This is a genomic window from Paraburkholderia sp. Clong3 (genome assembly GCF_050436485.1).
Classification (GTDB): Bacteria; Pseudomonadota; Gammaproteobacteria; order Burkholderiales; family Burkholderiaceae; genus Paraburkholderia; species Paraburkholderia tuberum.
This window is the reverse complement of record NZ_JBNDMH010000002.1, coordinates 2,703,037-2,721,261: the sequence shown is the minus strand read 5'-3', so window position 1 is coordinate 2,721,261 and position 18,225 is coordinate 2,703,037. Positions and strand designations below refer to the sequence as shown.

Below are 18,225 nucleotides of genomic sequence, written 5' to 3'. Positions count from 1 at the left end.
ATGAAATGATTTTTGGCGAGGGCCTCATGCGAGAAATTTCCTCTAGCATTGCATATGAAATCCGCACTGGCGACACGCTGCCGCTGAAGGTCGCGCGCAGCACGAAGTTGCGCGTGCATGGCGGCGCAGTGTGGGTCACGCGCAGCGACGACACGAAGGACTACTGGCTGCAGCCCGGGCAGACGCTGCATCTGCGGCGCGGCGAGCGGCTCTGGCTCAGCGCCGAGGGCGCCACGTTCGCGAAGGTTACGTTCTCGGTGCCGACCCGCTGCGACGAGCGCGCGCTGAACTGGCTCGCTCGCATCGGCGAGCGCTGGATGATGCGTGTGCGCGGCGGCTGGCGCACCGTTTGACGGTGGCGCGGCGCAAAAGCCGTGCATGACGCCGGGGCCGGCAGGGTACCGGCCCCGGCTGTGCAGGTTCCCGGTGGCCGCGGGCGCGGTTTCCGAGATTTCGGTAAACTCCCGGAATCATGTGCGCCACCCCGGTCTCTCCGTCTCCTCTACCTGCCATCGAGCCGCCCATGCTGCGCTGGCTCGGCCGCGAACCCTACGAAGCCAGTTTCGACGCGATGCGCGCCTTCACCAACGCACGCACCGCCGACACCGCCGACGAAATCTGGATCGTCGAACATCCGCCCGTCTTCACGCTCGGCCAGGCCGGCGATCCGGCGCACCTGCTCGCGGCAGACAGCAACATTCCGCTCGTCAAGGTCGACCGCGGCGGGCAGATCACGTATCACGGGCCCGGCCAGGTGGTCGCCTATTTGCTGCTCGACCTGCGCCGGCGCAAGCTGATGGTGCGCGAGCTGGTCACCCGGATCGAGCAGGCCGTGATCGACACCCTCGCGGCGTATAATCTCGCCGGAGAACGCAAGGCGGGCGCCCCCGGCATCTACGTGGCGCCTGGGCCCGACGCCGGGCTCCATGCCGGCGCCAAGATCGCGGCGCTTGGCCTGAAAATCCGCAACGGCTGCAGCTATCACGGCGTGAGTCTGAACGTGAACATGGACCTGCGGCCGTTTCTCGCGATCAATCCATGCGGCTACGCGGGGCTCGAAACAGTCGACATGGCGACGCTCGGCATCGCCGCCGGCTGGGACGACGTGGCCCGTACCCTCGCAGCAAGTCTCACCGCAAACCTCGACGGCAATCCCGCGGCCGTCGCCCAACCGCAGGCCGGTGCGCTCACCGCCTGACTGGATCGAACGAATGACTGACGTAACCGCGAATTCCGCAGCAGCCACCCCCGCGCCCGAAGGCGTGCCGGCCCCCGCCGCCTACGACGCCACCGCGAAGCAGAAAGCGCAAGCCAAGACCGCGCGCATCCCGATCAAGGTCGTTCCGATCGAAAAGCTGAAGAAGCCGGACTGGATCCGCGTGAAGGCGGCCACCGGCAATTCGCGCTTCTACGAGATCAAGCAGATCCTGCGCGAGCACAATCTTCACACGGTGTGTGAAGAGGCGAGCTGCCCGAACATCGGCGAATGTTTCGGCAAGGGCACCGCGACCTTCATGATCATGGGCGACAAGTGCACGCGTCGCTGCCCGTTCTGCGACGTCGGCCACGGCCGTCCCGATCCGCTCGACGCCGACGAACCGGCCAACCTCGCGCGCACCATCGCTGCGCTGAAGTTGAAGTACGTGGTGATCACCAGCGTCGACCGTGATGATCTGCGCGACGGTGGCGCGGCGCACTTCGTCGAATGTATCCGTCAGACGCGCGAGCTGTCGCCGCAAACGCGTATCGAAATCCTGACGCCGGACTTCCGTGGCCGCCTCGACCGCGCGCTCGGCATCCTGAATGCGGCGCCGCCCGACGTGATGAACCACAACCTCGAAACGGTGCCGCGTCTGTACAAGGAAGCGCGCCCGGGGTCGGATTACGCGCATTCGCTGAAGCTGCTGAAGGACTTCAAGGCGCTGCATCCGCACGTCGCGACCAAGTCCGGCCTGATGGTCGGCCTCGGCGAAACCGAAGAGGAAATCCTGCAAGTGATGCGCGATCTGCGCGAGCACGACGTCGACATGCTGACGATCGGCCAGTACCTGCAGCCGTCGGAGCATCATCTGCCGGTCCGCGCTTACGTGCATCCGGACACCTTCAGGATGTACGAGGAAGAGGCGTACAAGATGGGCTTCACGCACGCCGCGGTGGGCGCGATGGTTCGTTCGAGCTATCACGCCGACGTGCAGGCGCATGGAGCCGGCGTGGTCTGACGCGCTCGCGCCTCGCCGCTGTTGCCTCGCTTCACGCCCGCAGAAACGAAAAGCCCGCCGATGTGCGGGCTTTTTTCATAGACCGCTCTTCTATCAGCAAGGAAACGACACGTGGCAACCCCGATGGATCGCGGGACCTCCGCACAATGGCCTTATCCGCGGCTGATCGCGCACCGCTGCGGCGGTACGCTTGCGCCGGAAAACACCTTGGCCGGTTTCGACGCCTGCGTGCGCTACGGCTATCGCATGGTCGAATTCGACGCGAAGCTGTCCGCCGACAACGCGCTGTTCCTGCTGCATGACGACACGCTCGATCGCACGACCAACGGCCACGGGCCGGCGGCCACGCACACATGGCAGCAACTCGCCGCTCTGGATGCCGGCGCGCGGCGCGGCGCGGAGTTCGCCGGCACGCGGCTGCCGACGCTGGCCGACGCGGCCGAGCGTTGCGCGCGCGACGGCATCGCGGCGAACATCGAGATCAAGCCGTGTCCGGGCCGCGAAGTCATCACCGGCGCACTGGTCGCCCGGGGCGCGCTCGAGCTTTGGCAAGGGCAGACGCCGCCGCTGGTGTCGTCGTTTTCGTTCGACGCGCTCGCCACCGCGCGCGATGCCGCGCCGTCGCTGCCGCGCGGCATGCTGTTCGAGCGGGTCCCGGCGGACTGGCTGCGCATCGTGCGCGAACTCGACTGCGTCTCGCTGCACGCGAGTCACCGCTATCTGAGCGAACCGCTGGTCGCGCAGATCCGCGCGGCCGGGCTGCGCGTGCTCGCCTACACGGTGAACGATCCGGCGCGCGCGCGGTTGCTCGAAGAATGGGGCGTCGACATGATCTGCACGGACCGGATCGATCTGTTGACGTGACGGTGCGCTCGCAAGCTCCGCACAAACCCCTGCGGGTTTCCCCGCAAACGCGCGCGCACCGAATTCCGGATTCCCCGACAGTGCTCGTCCGGATTTCCGGGAACCCGGACGGCGCGCGCCGAGCTGTGCCGGAAAACCCATAAAAATCAAGGCTTCCAGTCTGAAATCAAACTGGCATCGACCTTGCAAAAGAAAGCGCGTGGCCGCCACGGCCCGACAAAAAAGCAAGGAGACAAAATGTCCGATTTCCCTTCCCGGTATTTCTGAATTCGTCGTCTTTGCAGCGGTCCGCTAACGTGCGCCCGCGCGACGACGTTTCGTTCGCGTGTCGCGCCTCGCGGCGGGTCATCAGCTCATATCCCTCGCAGGAACCATCGTGAAGAAACCTATCCATAAAGTGCTGTACGTCCAGGTGATCGTGGCGATCATCATCGGCATCGTACTCGGGCATTTCTACCCGAACCTCGCCATCGACATGAAGCCGCTCGGCGATGGCTTCATCAAGCTGATCAAGATGGTGATCGGGCCGATCATCTTCTGCACGGTCGTGACGGGCATCGCCGGCATGGAGGACATGAAGAAGGTTGGACGCGTCGGCGGCAAGGCGCTGTTGTACTTCGAAATCGTCTCGACCTTCGCGCTGGTGCTCGGCCTCGCCGCCACGCACCTGCTGCGACCCGGCGCCGGCTTCAACGTCGATCCGGCCTCGCTCGACGGCCGCGCGGTTGCGTCGTATGCCGCGAAGGCGCACGGCCAGTCGACGGTCGACTTCTTCATGCACATCATTCCGGACACGCTGTTGTCGGCGTTCGCGCAGGGTGAGATCCTGCAGATCCTGCTGATCGCGCTGCTGTTCGGCGCCGTGCTCGCAACGGCGGGTGAGAAGGGCAAGCCGGTGACCAACTTCATCGAAGGGCTCTCGCACATCCTGTTCGGCATGGTGCGCATCATCACGAAGCTCGCGCCGATCGGCGCGTTCGGCGCGATGGCCTTCACGATCGGCAAGTACGGCATCGGCTCGCTGCTGCCGATGCTCAAGCTGGTCGGCACGTTCTATCTGACCTCGATCGTGTTCGTGGTGGTCGTGCTCGGCGCGATCGCACGGGCGGCGGGCTTCAACATCCTGCGTTTCGTCGCATACATCAAGGAAGAGATGCTGATCGTGCTCGGCACGAGCTCGTCCGAAGCCGCGCTGCCGCAGCTGATGCTGAAACTCGAAAAGCTCGGCTGCTCGCGCTCGGTGGTGGGCCTCGTGGTGCCGACCGGCTACTCGTTCAACCTCGACGGCACCAACATCTACATGACGATGGCGGTGCTGTTCATCGCTCAGGCGACCAACACCGACCTCACGTGGGGCCAGCAGCTGACGCTGCTCGCGGTGACGATGCTGACCTCGAAGGGTGCGAGCGGCGTGACCGGCGCGGGCTTCATCACGCTCGCGGCGACGCTGGCCGTGGTGCCGACGATTCCGCTGTCGGGCATGGTGCTGATCCTTGGCATCGACCGGTTCATGAGCGAGTGCCGCGCGCTGACGAACATCGTCGGCAACGGCGTCGCGACGGTCGTCGTGTCGGCCTGGGAAAAGGAGCTCGATCGCAGCAAGCTGAACAAGGTGCTGCGCGGCGAGGTGGCGGTCAAAGAGCCGGCCGGCGTTTGAGTCGCGCCTCGCCAACCCTGTCGTGACCAGCGCGGACGCTTAAGCATGAAACCGGCGTCCGCGCGACCTTTCGAGGCGTCTGCCGGCGACGCCTTGCCGCCCTATGCCACAATGTCCGATGCACATCGATCGGACTTTGCCAACGTGACCCGCCGCCTGCTGATTCTCTTCGCGCTCGCAGCCGGGCTCGCGGCGGCATGCTGGCTGACCTACAGCCTTGCGTGGAAACGCGGTGTCGACACGCTGCGGCGCAACGCCGCCGTGCGCGCCGAGCGCACTGCGAGCGCGCTCAAGAGCACGCTCGAACGCTACGAATCGCTGCCGTATCTGCTCGCCGAGCATCCGATCGTGCAGGACGTGCTGATCGATCCGAATCCCGCCAACGTCAAGCGCGCGAATCTCTATCTCGAAGACCTGAACCGCCACGCGCGCGCGACGGTCACCTACATCATTTCGCTCGACGGCTACTGCATCGCCGCCAGCAACTGGCGCGGGCCGGGCAGCTTCGTCGGCGCGGGCTATCAGTTCCGGCCGTATTTCGTCGATGCGATGAAAGGCGGCGTCGGCCGCTTCTTCGGCATCGGCACGATTTCGCAGGCGCCCGGCTACTACATCTCGCAGCCGGTGCGGCGCGACGGCAAGATCGTCGGTGTGGCGGTCGTCAAGCTCGATCTCGAATGGTTTCAGGGCGTGGACGCGTCCGAGCCGCTCGTCGTCACCGACGATCATGGCGTGATCTTCCTGTCGTCGGTGCCGGCATGGAAGTACCACACGATTCGGCCGCTGCCCGGCCAGATCGCCAATTCGATCTACCAGGCTCGCCAGTACGCGCAGCAGCCGATCGAGCCGCTACCGGTGACGGTCGAGCGCATGCTCGAAGGCAATGCGCAGATCCTGCGCATCGGCGGCGGGCGCTCCGCGCCGCGCTTCCTCGCGTCGCGTCACGCCATGGGCGAGCCGGACTGGCATCTGATCACGATGTCGCCGGTCGATCCGGTCGATGCCGACGCGCGCAAGGCGACCATCGTCACCGGCTTCGGCTATGTGTCGCTGGTGCTGCTCGCGTTCTACTGGCGCATGCGGCGCGCGCGTGTGCGCGAAATGATGCGCAGCCGCGCGCTGCTGCAGAAGGCCTATGCCGAGCTGAACCAGCGCGTCGCCGAGCGCACCGCCGATCTGTCCGAGGCGAACGAGCAGTTGCACAAGGAAGTCGCCGAGCGTACACGCGCCGAGCAGGAACTGCGCGCCGCGCAAGACGAACTGATCCAGGCGAGCAAGCTGGCCGCGCTCGGCCAGATGGCGGCCGGCATCACGCATGAGCTGAACCAGCCGCTCGCCGCGCTGCGCAGTTTTTCCGATAACACGCGCGTACTGCTCGAACGCGGCGATCAGGCATCGGCGCGCGAGAATCTCGAAGCGATCGCGGCGCTCACCGAGCGCATGGGCAAGATCACGAACCAGCTGAAGCTGTTCGTCGGCCGCGCGCGGCCGCGCAGCGCGCGCGCCTCGATCGTGCGGGCCCTGCGCAACGTCGTCGCGCTGCTGCAAAAGCGCCTGCAGGGCGTCGAACTCGAGTTCGTGCTGATCGATACCGCGGCCGACACCGACACCGACGCCGCCGCTGCGGCAGGCAGCGCGCGTACGCCGCTGAATCTCGCCGACGATCATCCGGAGCTGGTCGCGAATTGCGACGATCTGCGGCTCGAACAGGTGCTGATCAACCTGCTCGGCAACGCGCTCGACGCAACCGCCGGCATGAACCCGCCGCGTATCACGGTCGAGGTGGAGGCCGGCGTCGCGAACCTGTCGATCGCGGTCGGCGACAACGGTCCCGGCATTCCCGACGACGTGTTGCCGCACCTGTTCGAACCGTTTTTCACGACGAAGGAAATGGGCCAGGGGCTCGGCCTTGGCCTCGCGATTTCATCGTCGATCGCGCGCGATTGCGGCGGCTCGCTCGTCGCGCGCAACGCGCCGCACGGTGGCGCATCGTTCGTGTTGACGCTGCGTCGCGCGCGTGTGCAGACCAGCCCCTCGCACGATTCGCTGACCGCGGGCTCCTGATTTCACCCCGAAGCATCACCCGGAACACGCAATGAACGACGGCCTGCAAGTGCTGTATATCGAAGACGACGAACTGGTGCGCCGCGCGAGCGTGCAGAGCCTGCAACTGGCGGGCTTCGACGTAATCGGCCATGCGTCGGTCGAGGCCGCGGCGAAGCTGATCAGCGCGGACTTCTCCGGCGTGATCGTCAGCGATATCCGGCTGCCCGGCGCGAGCGGTCTCGACCTGCTCGCGCAGTGCCACGAGCGCGCGCCCGACGTGCCGGTGATTCTGGTCACCGGCCACGGCGATATCTCGATGGCCGTGCAGGCGATGCGCGACGGCGCCTACGACTTCATCGAAAAGCCGTTCGCGTCCGAGCGGCTGATCGAAACTGTGCGGCGCGCGCTGGAGCGCCGCACGCTCGTGCTCGAAAACCTCGCGCTGCGCCGTGAGCTGGCCGGGCAGAACGCGGTCGCGCCGCGCATCATCGGCCGCAGTCCGGCGATCGAGCAGGTGCGGCGGCTGATCGCCAACGTCGCGCCGACCGATGCGTCCGTCCTGATCAACGGTGATACCGGCGCGGGCAAGGAGCTGATCGCGCGCAGCCTGCACGAGCTGTCGCCGCGGCGTGACAAGCCGTTCATCGCGGTGAACTGCGGCGCGCTGCCCGAGCCGATGTTCGAATCGGAGATGTTCGGCTACGAGCCGGGCGCGTTCACCGGCGCGGCCAAACGGCGGATCGGCAAGCTCGAACATGCGTCGGGCGGCACGCTGTTTCTCGACGAGATCGAGAGCATGCCGCTCGCGCTGCAGGTCAAGCTGCTGCGCGTGCTGCAGGACGGCGTGCTGGAACGGCTCGGCTCGAATCAGCCGATTCGCGTCAATTGCCGCGTGGTCGCGGCTGCAAAAGGCGACATGGCCGAGCACGTCGCGGATGGCTCGTTCCGGCGCGATCTGCTGTACCGGCTCAACGTGGTGACGATCGCGCTGCCGCCTTTGAGCGAGCGTCGCGAGGACATCGTGCCGCTGTTCGAGCATTTCCTGCTGGATGCGGCCGTTCGTTATCAGCGGCCGGCGCCGATGCTCACCGATCGCCAACGCGCGAGTCTGATGCAGCGAGACTGGCCGGGCAACGTGCGCGAGCTGCGTAATGCCGCCGACCGCTTCGTGCTCGGCATCGCCGACGAACCGGTGCTGTCGTTCGGCGAAGACGGCGGGGCCACCCATCCGCTGAAGGAGCGTGTCGAGCAGTTCGAGCGCGCGATGATCGCCGAGGCGTTGGAGCAGGCGGGCGGCGTGGTCGCGGTCGCGGCGGACCGGCTGCAGCTCGGCAAGGCGACGCTCTACGAGAAGATCAAGCGATATGGCCTTGCGGCCAAAGGGGAAGGGGAGCGGTGAGGAGGCGGACGCCGGCGGCGGGAGGTTGCGCCGGCGCGTGGGGATCTGCTTGCGCCGGCTTAAGCCGCGCCAGCCTTCAGCGCTTTCGCGAGCAACTGGTCGAGTTCCGCGAACTGCGGCTCGCCGACATAGCGCTTCAGGATCTTGCCGTCTTTATCGACGACGAAGGTGGTCGGCGTGAGCTGCACGTTGCCGAACCGCTTGGCGGCCGAGCCGTCGTCCATCGCGACCTTGAACGGCAGCTGACGCGTTTGCGTGTAATTGGTCACGTACATCGGCGCGTCGTAGTTCATTGCCACCGCGACGAATTCGAGGCCCTGGCCCTTGAAGCGGTTATAGGTCTCGACCATCTGCGGCATTTCCTTCATGCAGGTGTCGCAACTCGTTGCCCAGAAGTTGACCAGATAAACCTTGCCTTTGAGGTCCGCGGTCGTGAGCTTCTGTCCCGATAGCAGCGTGAAGGTCGCATCGGGTACGCGCTGCTGGCCGGCAAACGCGAAGTAACCGGCGACGGCGAGCGCAATGGCCACCGCCACCGCAATCAGATAGCGAAGCGGGTTCGTGCGCCGGACGGCGGTCGGTGAATTGGAACTCATGGACGGAACCTCGTGAGTCGCGCGCGGCGCGGAACAATGGGGCGGTGTGGTGGCCCGCGGGCCGGTACTGAACAACTCTTCTATTCTAGCTCCAATGGGTTCGGCTGCGCCGAAATGGCGGGACGGCTGCGCTTCGCGTCGGCCCGGCAGTCGATCAGCGGATAATGGCGCTTTACGCTCCGAGAAGCCCGATCTTCCGTCCCATGCTCCGAACCGTTCTTCGCGTCTGCTCTTTAGTTGCCCGCGTTTCTTGCCATTTTCCGTTGAGCAGCCGATTGTCCGCCCGCCGTGCGGGCGTCTTCCAACCGGCGGGCCTATTTCTCCGCGCATTCACGCGATCCGGTCACGCTCGAACCGTGATCGGCGCGGCGACGGCCGCGTTGGCGCTCGGCGTCGCGCTCAGCGCCTGCTCACCGACCTTCGACTGGCGCACCGTGATGAACAACGACAAGGGCTACACGGTCGACTTCCCAGCCAAGCCGGACAACGATCAGCGCGCGGTGCAGATCGGCGGCACACCGATGCAGATGGCAATGCAGACCGCCGAAGCGGGCAATGCGGTCTTTGCGGTCGGCACCGTGATGCTGCCCGACGACAGCGACGCGACCCAGCGTGCCGCGCTCGATTTCCTGCGCGCGGGACTGGCGCGCAATGTCGGCGCGACGCCCGATGCTCACCCAGCGCAAATCCCGCTGGCGGCGGGCGGCAAGATACCGGGGCTGGAAATGACGGTGAGCGGCACGGCGGGCGCCAAACACGAGACGCGCACGGTGTATGCGCGGCTCGTCGCGCGCGGCCGGCACGTGTACCAGGCGGCGATCATCGCCGATCAACCGCTGCCGCAAGACCAGGTCGACCAGTTTTTTTCGTCGTTCCAGCTGTACTAAATGCGGTATTTTTGGCCGATCGGGCGCACCTCAGAGTGCCGAATGCAGTGAAAGTTCCTTCGCAGGTTTGTACGCTAATTGCCGGTTTACGTTGAGATTTTTGAGTTGCGCGCACAGCCTGTGGATAACTCTGTTGAGAAGTCGGCCTCAATGGCCGCAAAAGCCCATCAGGCGGGCCTTCCGGCAAAATTCACAGGCGTAGGGAATTTAAAAAAATACAATGAAATCAACAGATTAGCGAGATGCGCGTCTGCGCCCTTTTGAGTTGTATCAAAATCTAACAGGATCGCGCGTGTGTGAATAAGTCAAGTCTTGACAGTCGTTTTTTCTCCTCATAACGAGCCAAAAGCGCGGCGGTATTGGATTGCCTCGGCGACCTGCGCGGCGCTCGGCATCGCCGCGCCAGCCAGGTCCGCGACGGTGCGCGCGACCTTCAACACCCGGTAGTACGCCCGCGCCGACCAGCCAAAGCGCTCGCCGGCTTCGCGCAGCAGCGCCTCGCCCGCTGCGTCCGGGCGGCATACATCGTCGACTTCGCGTCCGTCCAGCTCGCGGTTGGTCTTGCCTTGCCGGGCCAGTTGCCGCTCGCGCGCAGCGCTCACGCGCTGTGCAATCGCCACGCTTGCTTCGCCGGTGGTGGCGGCGCGTGCCGCGAGTTCGGTGGCGGTCAGTGCTGGAATTTCGAGCTGGATGTCGATGCGGTCGAGCAGCGGTCCCGACAATTTCCGCAAATAGCGCGCCGCAACTTCAGGCGTACAGCGGCAGCGCCCGCCCGGATCGCCGCGCCAGCCGCAAGGGCACGGGTTCATTGCGGCGATCAGTTGGCAGGCGGCGGGGAAATCCGCTTGCCAGGCGGCGCGCGAGATCGTGATGCGGCCAGCTTCGAGCGGCTCGCGCAGCGTTTCGAGCACCACCCGATCGAATTCGGGAAGCTCGTCCAGAAAAAGCACGCCCAGATGCGCGAGCGTGATCTCGCCGGGCTGCGGCGGATTGCGTCCGCCGACCAGCGCCGCCGCGCTCGACGAATGGTGCGGCGCGCGAAACGGCCGCTGGCGCCACTGCGACGGCTTGAAGCCGATGCGGCTCGCGGACAGTAGCGCGGCGGAGGCGAGCGCTTCGTCGTCGGTCATGGGCGGCAGCAAGCTGGGCAGGCGTGCCGCGAGCATCGACTTGCCGGCGCCGGGCGGTCCGATCAGCAGCACGTGATGGCCGCCGGCCGCCGCGACTTCGAGGGCGCGCCGAGCGGCGCGCTGGCCAATCACGTCGGCCATGTCCGGCGACGGGGCGGCGGCGTGCTCGTTGTGCTCGGGCGCGGCGACCGGACTAAGACGCGCGTCCGGCGAGCCTGCGAGATGCGCGCATAGCGACGGCAGATCGGCGGCGCCGAACACGTCGACGCCGGGCACGAGCGCCGCTTCCGCCGCGCTCGCGGCCGGCAGGTAAAGCTGTGGGGTATGGAAGGCCGGTGCGGCTAGTTGATCGAGGAGGGCGGGCAACGCAGAACGCGCTTCAGATGAAGCGTCGGCGTTGCCGGCGTTCGCCAGCGCGCCGCGCGCGGTGCCGCAGGCCATCGCGAACGCGCCGCGCATCGGCCGCAGCGCGCCGGTCAGCGACAGCTCGCCGGCAAACTCGCGATGGAGCAGCGATTCGGCGGGAATCTGCCCGCTTGCGGCGAGGATGCCGAGCGCGATCGGCAGATCGAAACGACCGGATTCTTTCGGTAGATCGGCCGGCGCGAGGTTGACGGTGATGCGGCGGACTGGAAAATCGAAACCGCAGTTCTGCAGCGCCGCGCGCACGCGTTCACGGCTCTCGCGCACTTCCAGGTCGGGCAGGCCGACGATCGAAAAGGACGGCAGTCCATTGGCGAGGTGAACCTCGACGGTCACTTCGGGCGCACGGCCAGCGGCCGGCGCGCGGCTGCGCACCACGGCAAGCGACATATTCTCTCCCGTCGGACGGCGCGCTCACATCGCGCGCAAATCCCCTAAAACGCTGATGACGTCACGGCCCGCTTGCCTGTGATGTGCGGCACTGCGCAGCGCGAAGGCTGCGAGCAGCGCTTACGGCGTCTGCGTGAGCGGCAATTTCTGTTCGAGCTCGGCGACCCGGCGTTCGAGTTCTTCGAGGCGCGCGCGCGTACGCACGAGCACCTGGGTCTGCGTATCGAATTCCTCGCGCGTGACCAGATCGAGCTTCGAGAAGCCCTGCGACAGCATTGCCTTGACGTTGCGTTCGACATCCTTGGCCGGCGAATTCTTGAACAGATCGCTGACGCGGGCCTGGAAGTCGTTAAAAACGTCGTTCGGTTGTTTCATCGTGTTCCCCTTGGTGCACAAAAAGTGTGCATGTTTCATTGCGCCCGTGCCCCGTTACGGCGAGCGGGCGATCCTGGTGCGCGCGACGTATTGGTTGCCGCGGCCGCGTGAGCGTGTTTGGTGCGCGCCCTCGCGTTCAGAACGTTCGAACACTCTAGCAACGATCCCCCCGCCGCGCCACCGCCCGCCGCGCCGCTGGCCGTTCGGACAAGGCCGCTCGGGCGCGCTGCGCCACGCGCGCGAGGCGCGCTCCGACACAACGTGGCATAGGAGTTGCTGTTACTGCCCCGCGCGCGCACTGCCAGGGCGCTTTTCCCGGTAGCGCAGGAGACCGCCGTCACGGGTACGCCACGGGGCACAACGGATCAGCAATAACTAGCGAGGATTTCATGAAACTCATTACCGCAATCATCAAGCCGTTCAAGCTGGATGAAGCGCGCGAAGCCCTGTCGGCGATCGGCGTGTCGGGCATCACGGTGACTGAAGTCAAAGGCTTCGGACGGCAAAAGGGCCACACCGAGCTGTATCGGGGTGCCGAATACGTCGTCGACTTTCTGCCGAAGGTGAAGATCGAAGCGGCGGTATCCGACGACATCGTCGATCAGGCGATCGAGGCGCTCGAGCGCGCCGCGCGTACCGGCAAGATCGGCGACGGCAAGATCTTCGTCACGCCGATCGAGCAGGTGGTTCGGATCCGCACCGGCGAGACCGGCGCGGACGCACTGTAAAAGACCAGAACATAGCGACACGGATAGCGACAAGAGGAAAACCAAGATGCGCAAACTAATGATGTCCCTGCTGATGGCCGGCTCGCTGCTCGCGGGCGGTGTCGGCACCGCCCTCGCGGACGATGCGTCCGCTCCCGCAGCCGCCTCCGCTCCCGATACGACGGCGAGCGCGCCCGCACCGGACGCCTCCGCCGCAGCCGCTGCCCCGGCGGCCTCGGCTCCCGCCGCCGATGCGTCCGCCGCGCCGGCCGCAAGCGCACCGGCCGCCGCCGATGCATCGGCCGCCGCCGCGGCCGCGCCGGCCACCCCGACCGCGCCGTTCTCGGTCGATTCATCGAAGATCAACTCCGGCGACACCGCGTGGATGCTGACCTCCACCGCGCTGGTGCTGTTCATGACGATCCCGGGTCTCGCGCTGTTCTACGGCGGCATGGTCCGCAAGAAGAACGTGCTCGCGACGCTGATGCAAAGCTTCGCGATCACCTGTGTCGTGACGATCGTCTGGACCGTGGTCGGCTACAGCCTCGCGTTCACGCCTGGTAGCTCGTTCATCGGCGGCTTCTCGCGCGTGTTCATGACGGGCATGAACTACATCAAGGGCGACAAGGCCACGACGCTGACCGTCAGCCACCTCGCGCCGACGATCCCCGAGACGGTCTACTTCGTCTATCAGATGACCTTCGCGATCATCACGCCGGCGCTGATCACCGGTGCCTTCGCGGACCGCATGAAGTTCTCGGCGATGCTGGTGTTCATGACGCTGTGGTCGATCATCGTCTACTCGCCGATCGCGCACATGGTGTGGGAGCCGAGCGGCTGGCTGGCTAGCGCGGGCATCCTCGACTTCGCGGGCGGCACGGTGGTGCACATCAACGCCGGTATCGCGGGTCTGGTCTGCTGTCTGGTGCTCGGCAAGCGCGTCGGCTATGGCAAGGAAGCGATGGCGCCGCACAACCTGACGCTCACGCTGATCGGTGGCGCGATGCTGTGGGTCGGCTGGTTCGGCTTCAACGCGGGTTCGGCCGTGGCAGCGGATGGCCGTGCCGGCTTCGCGATGTTCGCGACGCAGGTGGCGACCGCCGCGGCGGCGCTCGCGTGGATGTTCGCCGAATGGGCGGCCAAGGGCAAGCCGTCGGTGCTCGGTATCGTGTCGGGCGCGGTCGCGGGTCTGGTGGCGATTACGCCGGCGTCGGGCTTCGTCGGCACGCTCGGCGCGCTCGTGATCGGTATCGTCGCGGGTGTGGTCTGCTTCTGGGCGGCCACGTGGCTCAAGCACAAGTTCGGGTACGACGATTCGCTCGACGCGTTCGGCGTGCACTGCATCGGCGGGATCATCGGTGCGCTGCTGACGGGCGTGTTCGCGGTCAAGGACATCAGCGGCTCGGACGGCAGCGTGATCCTGCAGGCGAAGGGCGTGCTGACGACGCTGATCTACAGCGGCGTGGTGAGCTTCGTGCTGCTGAAGATCATCGACCTGGTGATGGGCATCCGCGTGACCGAAGAGCAGGAGCGCGAAGGCCTCGACGTGAGCCTGCACGGCGAGAAAGTCGAATAACGGAGAACCTGTCCCGGTTCGGCCCGCGCTCGCGGGCCCGTCAGTAAGAAAAAATGGTTAAGCAAGCGCAGCAATTTCGCCCGCCTTCATGGCGGGCTTTTTTCTTGCTGATCGGGTTGCGAACGGCGATTTTCCGCGCCTATCATCGAGATAGGGAGAATGCATTCGAGTCTGCTTGCGAATGGAGAAACCGTCCCCAAATGGACAAAGCATTTGCTCTACAATCTTTTTTCTCCAGTCTGCGAGTGATCAATGGTTCCGCACCTAGTTACGGCGTTAAACGGCCCGCTGCTCGACCTCGAGCGGAAGATCCTCGACGCCACGCCCGCTATCGAACGCTGGTTCCGGCTCGAATGGCAGGAGCACACGCCACCGTTCTACTGTTCCGTCGATCTGCGTAACGCGGGCTTCAAGCTCGCGCCGGTCGACACCAATCTGTTTCCCGGCGCGTTCAACAATCTGCCGCAGGAAGTGCTGCCGCTCGCGGTGCAGGCCGCGATGGCCTCGATCGAAAAGATCTGCCCGGACGCGAAGAATCTGCTCGTCATTCCCGAGCGTCACACCCGCAACGCGTTCTACCTCGAAAACGTCGCCCGGCTTGCGTCGATCATGCGCCAGGCGGGTCTGAACGTACGCTTCGGCACGCTCGACGAAACCATCAACGGCCCGGTCACGATTGCGCTGTCGGACGGCCAGAAGCTGGTGCTCGAACCGCTCGAGCGCTCGCAGCGGCGCCTTGGTCTGAAGAACTTCGACCCGTGCTCGATCCTGCTGAACAACGATTTGTCCGGCGGTATTCCGCCCGTGCTCGAAAACCTGCACGAGCAGTACCTGCTGCCGCCGCTGCATGCTGGCTGGGCGGTGCGTCGCAAGTCGACGCATTTCTCGTGCTATGACGACGTCGCGAAGAAGTTCGCGAAGATGGTCGAGATCGATCCGTGGATGATCAATCCGTATTTCGCGCACGTCGAGGGCGTCGACTTCCAGCAGCGCACCGGCGAGGAAGCCCTTGCCGATGCGATCGACGGCGTGCTGAAGAAGATCGCGCGCAAGTATCGCGAGTACGGCATCTCCGAAAAACCGTATGTCGTGATCAAGTCCGATGCGGGCACCTACGGCATGGGCGTGATGACCGTGCACGACGCGTCGGAAGTCGCCGCGCTGACGAAGCGCGAACGCACGCGCATGGCCGCGACCAAAGACGGCCTCGAAGTGCACGACGTGATCGTGCAGGAAGGCGTCTACACGTTCGAGCGCATCGGCGAGGAAGTCGCCGAGCCGGTCGTCTACATGATCGACCGCTATGTGGTGGGCGGCTTCTATCGCGTGCACGGCAGCCGCGAGCGCGACCAGAACCTGAACGCGCCGGGCATGCACTTCGTGCCGCTCGGCTTCGAACACACGGCGCTGCCCGATGCGCACGCGAAGCCCGGCGCGGCGCCGCCGAACCGCTTCTATATGTATGGCGTGGTGGCGCGGCTCGGGTTGCTGGCCGCATCGGTCGAACTCGAAAAGACCGATCCTGAAGCGATCCAGGTCTAAGCCGCCTCGCGCGGCAGGATGGCGGCATGCGTGCCGCCATCGCCGTCTTCAAAGACTATATTGACGAACAATGTCACGCCCCTCAGGGCGCACCGGGACTTTCATGGACATTCTTTTCATCGCCGATCCGCTCAGCCATTTCAAGATCTACAAAGACACGACCTACGCGATGATGGCCGAAGCGGCGCGGCGCGGTCACACGGTGTACACCTGCGAGCCGAAGCATCTGGCGTGGACGGGCGGCGATGTCGAGGCGAACGTGCAGCGCATTGCGATCGTCGGCGATACCACGGATCTGCATCGTGATGTCTGGTTTGCCGCCGATCCCGCCACGCCGCGCGCGCTCGCGAGCTTCGGCGCGGTCGTGATGCGCAAGGACCCGCCGTTCGACATGGAATACGTGACGTCGACCTGGCTGCTCGAACTGGCCGAGCGTGGCGGCGCACGCATCTTCAACAAACCGCAGGCGATCCGCGATCATTCGGAGAAGCTCGCAATCGGCGAGTTCGCGCAGTTCGTCGCGCCGACGCTGGTCACTCGCGACCCGGCGCGTCTGCGCGCGTTCCACGAACAGCACGGCGACGTGATCCTGAAGCCGCTCGACGGCATGGGCGGCATGGGCGTATTCCGCGTGAAGGCGGACGGCATGAACCTCGGCTCGATCGTCGAAATGCTGAGCCACGACGGCGCGCGCTCGGTGATGGCGCAGAAATTCATCCCCGAGATCAAGGAAGGTGACAAGCGCATCCTGCTGATCGGCGGCGAAGCGGTGCCGTACTCGCTCGCGCGCATTCCTCAGGGTAATGAGGTGCGCGGCAATCTGGCGGCCGGCGGACTGGGCGTCGCGCGGCCGCTCAGCGAGCAGGATCGCAAGATCGCCGATACGCTCGCGCCGGTGCTGGCGGCGCGCGGCCTGCTGCTGGTCGGACTCGATGCGATCGGCGACTGGCTCACCGAAGTCAACGTCACGAGCCCCACGTGTTTCCGCGAGATCATGGACCAGACCGGCTTCGACGTCGCCGCGATGTTCGTCGACGCGCTGGAGCGCGCGGTCGGCTGACGCGGGGCGCTCGCGTGGCGCGCCGACGCAGTGGCCTTGATTGCCCGGCTGCACCCCCAATCTGTGTAGTAAATCCGCATCAGGCGTGGCGTCGGGGTTGGCGCGAAAATGAGGCTGCTACAATGCCCGCTCGCCCGACGATGCATTCCCGCCCTCGCGACCCACGGCCGGTCCGGGGCGATGGCGAACCGGGCTCGAGTCCCGGTCCACGGTTTGGGGCCGTTCTTTTGCAGTAAGGCTGACATGGCAGGCATTCTGATCATTGCGCACGCTCCATTCGCCACCGCGTTGCGCGATTGCATTTCCCACATCTATGGCGGTTTGCCGGCGCGTATCGGCGTGATCGACGTGTCGCCGGATTGCGATCCTGCGCAGGTCGTCGCGTTCGCGAATTCGGAAGTCGTGCGGCTGAAGGAAGAGAACGGCGCGCTCGTGCTGACCGACATGTTCGGCGCGACGCCGGCCAACATCGCGGGCCGGCTCGCCACCGTGCCGGACGTGCGTGTGCTGTGCGGCGTCAATCTGCCGATGCTGGTGCGCGCGGTCTGCTATCGCGCGACGCCGCTCGACACGCTCGTCGACAAGGCGCTCGCCGGTGCGACCAAGGGCGTGCACGCGATCGGACCGGCGATGCCGACACCGGTCACGCCGCCAGTGTGCGCTGCCGAGTGCCTGCCGGCGCTGCCGCCTGACGCGGCGGCCGCCGACTGTGTTCCCGCTTTGCCGGCCGATGCCGATCTGACGCAAAAGACGGACGCGACCGGCCTGTAAGCCGGGCTGGTTCGCAGGCAAGCTTCGACGGATTCAAGCGGTTTCGCAACGGTGCCGATCGCATTGAAGCCGCTTTGCAGTAACACGTTTCACCATTTCATTCACCCGCGCTTCGGACCATCACATGCTGCAACAGGAAACCACAATTGTGAACAAGCTGGGGCTGCACGCGCGCGCGTCGGCCAAGTTGACGCAACTCGCGGGCAACTACCAGGCGGAAATCTGGATGAGCCGCAATGGCCGTCGTATCAACGCGAAGAGCATCATGGGCGTGATGATGCTGGCCGCGGGCATCGGCAGTACCGTGCTGATCGAAACGGAAGGCGCCGACGAACAGGACGCGATGGACGCGCTCTTGAAACTGATCGCCGATAAATTTGGCGAAGGTCAATAAAGCCGCGCGCTTTGCGTTCGACAAACCCGAAAATGCCGCGGCTCAGTCCGCGGTTTTTTTTCGCCGCCGACATCTGAATATCAGAAGAGGCGCGCCGTTAATCGACATTAAAGGGATCTAGAAGCGGCGCGAAAGCCATCGGGAAGAGTGCGTAAGACGACATGCGTTTTCAATGTTTAAACCATATGT

At 65.4% G+C, this 18,225-nt stretch carries 17 protein-coding genes; 14 read left to right on the top strand and 3 right to left on the bottom strand.

The features are described from left to right. The first annotated feature begins 26 nt into the window (after positions 1–26). The 7 genes from OKW30_RS16725 (at position 27) to OKW30_RS16695 (ending at position 8,185) form a co-directional block, all read left to right on the top strand. Positions 27–353, top strand: a complete 327-nt coding sequence (locus OKW30_RS16725) for a DUF2917 domain-containing protein (protein ID WP_184002639.1) — start codon at positions 27–29, stop codon at positions 351–353. 119 nt (positions 354–472) lie between these two features. After that, positions 473–1,198 carry a lipoyl(octanoyl) transferase LipB gene (lipB, locus tag OKW30_RS16720; protein WP_429347134.1) on the top strand — a complete coding sequence of 242 codons (726 nt, stop codon included), beginning with the start codon at positions 473–475 and terminating at the stop codon, positions 1,196–1,198. A gap of 13 nt (positions 1,199–1,211) precedes the next feature. After that, positions 1,212–2,219, top strand: coding sequence for a lipoyl synthase (gene lipA, locus OKW30_RS16715; protein WP_184068587.1), 1,008 nt, complete (start codon positions 1,212–1,214; stop codon positions 2,217–2,219). 111 nt (positions 2,220–2,330) lie between these two features. Next, entirely contained in the window at positions 2,331–3,083 is a 753-nt protein-coding gene (gene ugpQ, locus OKW30_RS16710) for a glycerophosphodiester phosphodiesterase (protein ID WP_429347133.1), read from the top strand. A 376-nt stretch (positions 3,084–3,459) separates the two neighbouring features. Further along, positions 3,460–4,740, top strand: coding sequence for a dicarboxylate/amino acid:cation symporter (locus OKW30_RS16705; RefSeq protein ID WP_187618062.1), 1,281 nt, complete (start codon positions 3,460–3,462; stop codon positions 4,738–4,740). A 45-nt stretch (positions 4,741–4,785) separates the two neighbouring features. Beyond that, positions 4,786–6,804 (top strand): sensor histidine kinase, encoded by a 2,019-nt coding sequence (locus OKW30_RS16700; protein WP_429347132.1) that lies wholly within the window; start codon positions 4,786–4,788, stop codon positions 6,802–6,804. A 31-nt stretch (positions 6,805–6,835) separates the two neighbouring features. Then, positions 6,836–8,185: a sigma-54-dependent transcriptional regulator gene (locus OKW30_RS16695; RefSeq protein ID WP_429347131.1), complete on the top strand. Its 1,350-nt coding sequence runs from the start codon at positions 6,836–6,838 to the stop codon at positions 8,183–8,185. A gap of 59 nt (positions 8,186–8,244) precedes the next feature. Here OKW30_RS16695 and OKW30_RS16690 read toward each other — a convergent pair whose 3' ends face one another. After that, entirely contained in the window at positions 8,245–8,781 is a 537-nt protein-coding gene (locus tag OKW30_RS16690) for a TlpA disulfide reductase family protein (RefSeq protein ID WP_184026536.1), read from the bottom strand. A 203-nt stretch (positions 8,782–8,984) separates the two neighbouring features. Here OKW30_RS16690 and OKW30_RS16685 point away from each other — a divergent pair, with 203 nt between their 5' ends. Beyond that, on the top strand, positions 8,985–9,668 hold the full coding sequence (locus OKW30_RS16685; protein ID WP_429347130.1) for a hypothetical protein: 684 nt from the start codon (positions 8,985–8,987) through the stop codon (positions 9,666–9,668). A 332-nt stretch (positions 9,669–10,000) separates the two neighbouring features. On the opposite strand, the gene OKW30_RS16680 is transcribed toward OKW30_RS16685, so the two are convergent. Then, positions 10,001–11,611, bottom strand: a complete 1,611-nt coding sequence (locus tag OKW30_RS16680) for a YifB family Mg chelatase-like AAA ATPase (protein ID WP_184068570.1) — start codon at positions 11,609–11,611, stop codon at positions 10,001–10,003. A gap of 120 nt (positions 11,612–11,731) precedes the next feature. Continuing rightward, entirely contained in the window at positions 11,732–11,986 is a 255-nt protein-coding gene (locus tag OKW30_RS16675) for an accessory factor UbiK family protein (RefSeq protein ID WP_026228952.1), read from the bottom strand. A 389-nt stretch (positions 11,987–12,375) separates the two neighbouring features. On the opposite strand from OKW30_RS16675, the gene OKW30_RS16670 reads away from it, so the two are divergent. The 6 genes from OKW30_RS16670 (at position 12,376) to OKW30_RS16645 (ending at position 18,036) form a co-directional block, all read left to right on the top strand. Then, a complete protein-coding gene (locus tag OKW30_RS16670) occupies positions 12,376–12,714 on the top strand; it encodes a P-II family nitrogen regulator (protein ID WP_013088261.1) in 339 nt (112 codons plus the stop codon). Positions 12,715–12,760: 46 nt separating this feature from the next. Further along, a complete protein-coding gene (locus OKW30_RS16665) occupies positions 12,761–14,269 on the top strand; it encodes an ammonium transporter (protein ID WP_429347129.1) in 1,509 nt (502 codons plus the stop codon). A gap of 252 nt (positions 14,270–14,521) precedes the next feature. Further along, complete coding sequence (gene gshA, locus OKW30_RS16660) at positions 14,522–15,811, top strand: glutamate--cysteine ligase (protein WP_018434736.1); 1,290 nt, start codon at positions 14,522–14,524, stop codon at positions 15,809–15,811. 103 nt (positions 15,812–15,914) lie between these two features. Beyond that, positions 15,915–16,871 (top strand): glutathione synthase, encoded by a 957-nt coding sequence (gene gshB, locus OKW30_RS16655; RefSeq protein ID WP_429347128.1) that lies wholly within the window; start codon positions 15,915–15,917, stop codon positions 16,869–16,871. A gap of 243 nt (positions 16,872–17,114) precedes the next feature. Continuing rightward, complete coding sequence (locus OKW30_RS16650; RefSeq protein WP_184062563.1) at positions 17,115–17,642, top strand: PTS sugar transporter subunit IIA; 528 nt, start codon at positions 17,115–17,117, stop codon at positions 17,640–17,642. Between the two features lie 124 nt (positions 17,643–17,766). After that, complete coding sequence (locus OKW30_RS16645) at positions 17,767–18,036, top strand: HPr family phosphocarrier protein (protein WP_184066964.1); 270 nt, start codon at positions 17,767–17,769, stop codon at positions 18,034–18,036. Positions 18,037–18,225: the final 189 nt, after the last annotated feature.

What these genes read in the sequence shown, in the direction of transcription:
- OKW30_RS16725 (WP_184002639.1), top strand. Translation starts at nt 27, where the DNA reads ATGCGAGAAATTTCCTCTAGCATTGCATATGAAATCCGCACTGGCGAC.
- lipB (WP_429347134.1), top strand. Translation starts at nt 473, where the DNA reads ATGTGCGCCACCCCGGTCTCTCCGTCTCCTCTACCTGCCATCGAGCCG.
- lipA (WP_184068587.1), top strand. Translation starts at nt 1,212, where the DNA reads ATGACTGACGTAACCGCGAATTCCGCAGCAGCCACCCCCGCGCCCGAA.
- OKW30_RS16700 (WP_429347132.1), top strand. Translation starts at nt 4,786, where the DNA reads ATGAAACCGGCGTCCGCGCGACCTTTCGAGGCGTCTGCCGGCGACGCC.
- OKW30_RS16695 (WP_429347131.1), top strand. Translation starts at nt 6,836, where the DNA reads ATGAACGACGGCCTGCAAGTGCTGTATATCGAAGACGACGAACTGGTG.
- OKW30_RS16690 (WP_184026536.1), bottom strand. Translation starts at nt 8,781, where the DNA reads ATGAGTTCCAATTCACCGACCGCCGTCCGGCGCACGAACCCGCTTCGC.
- OKW30_RS16685 (WP_429347130.1), top strand. Translation starts at nt 8,985, where the DNA reads ATGCTCCGAACCGTTCTTCGCGTCTGCTCTTTAGTTGCCCGCGTTTCT.
- OKW30_RS16680 (WP_184068570.1), bottom strand. Translation starts at nt 11,611, where the DNA reads ATGTCGCTTGCCGTGGTGCGCAGCCGCGCGCCGGCCGCTGGCCGTGCG.
- OKW30_RS16675 (WP_026228952.1), bottom strand. Translation starts at nt 11,986, where the DNA reads ATGAAACAACCGAACGACGTTTTTAACGACTTCCAGGCCCGCGTCAGC.
- OKW30_RS16670 (WP_013088261.1), top strand. Translation starts at nt 12,376, where the DNA reads ATGAAACTCATTACCGCAATCATCAAGCCGTTCAAGCTGGATGAAGCG.
- OKW30_RS16665 (WP_429347129.1), top strand. Translation starts at nt 12,761, where the DNA reads ATGCGCAAACTAATGATGTCCCTGCTGATGGCCGGCTCGCTGCTCGCG.
- gshA (WP_018434736.1), top strand. Translation starts at nt 14,522, where the DNA reads ATGGTTCCGCACCTAGTTACGGCGTTAAACGGCCCGCTGCTCGACCTC.
- gshB (WP_429347128.1), top strand. Translation starts at nt 15,915, where the DNA reads ATGGACATTCTTTTCATCGCCGATCCGCTCAGCCATTTCAAGATCTAC.
- OKW30_RS16650 (WP_184062563.1), top strand. Translation starts at nt 17,115, where the DNA reads ATGGCAGGCATTCTGATCATTGCGCACGCTCCATTCGCCACCGCGTTG.
- OKW30_RS16645 (WP_184066964.1), top strand. Translation starts at nt 17,767, where the DNA reads ATGCTGCAACAGGAAACCACAATTGTGAACAAGCTGGGGCTGCACGCG.